We start from the raw sequence: 751 nt of genomic DNA on the forward strand, positions 1-751 counted from the left end.
AGGTCAAGGCAGACGGCAGTGGTAAATGGAGATTCACACTCACGGGTCTGACCCGAGCCAGTCACGGATTCACGGCAAAAGCGCTGTACGGGTCGAGTACTGTTTCGCCAGTGTGGACGGTGATCGTAGGGCAGGAGGTGGCGCCGACGATTACTTCGGTAAAAGGCACGATCAATACCAGCGAGATTGCCAACGGTGCGTCTACCTATGAGAAAAAAATCGTCTTGACCGGTGCAGCGAGCCCCAATGCGCTGGTCGAAATTTACGACGGCAGTGTCCGCAAGGGACAGATCAAGGTGAACGCTTCGGGAGTGTGGACGCAGACAGTTTCCGAACTCATCGCCGGCCTGCACAGTTTCACCGTAAAAGCCGTGTATGGCTCGGGCGCCGTTTCGGCGCAGAGGAAACTGACGGTGCAAGTCGTGCTTTCGGAGAACTTCGATAGTTATCCATCCCGAACCATAACGGCTGGCGGACAGATTACTTTGCCCAGCATGACAATTGCATTTTCCGGAGGAAGTGGAAGCCTCGGGATCACCGCTCTTTCGAGTATCAAGCCAACTCACGGAGGACCATTCAGCGCCATAGCCAACAGAAGTTCGGGGCAGATTCTTGAAATGCACGTGGACGCTTCGGGTACCTCGCAAGACATGCGCATAAACTTCAACTGGGGTTATTCCGCTGTCAGTTGCTATTGCAGGTTCGCCCAGTTCAGCGACATTTCAGTCTATTTTTACAACCAGACAAATCA

At 53.7% G+C, this 751-nt stretch carries 1 pseudogene; it reads left to right on the plus strand.

What is annotated here, in order from left to right:
• Positions 1-751 (plus strand): annotated as a pseudogene (locus tag HT737_RS30670) (hypothetical protein); the annotation flags it as partial.

The sequence above is a fragment of the Pseudomonas sp. MD195_PC81_125 genome (assembly GCF_014060985.1).
GTDB classification, from domain to species: domain Bacteria; phylum Pseudomonadota; class Gammaproteobacteria; order Pseudomonadales; family Pseudomonadaceae; genus Aquipseudomonas; species Aquipseudomonas parakoreensis.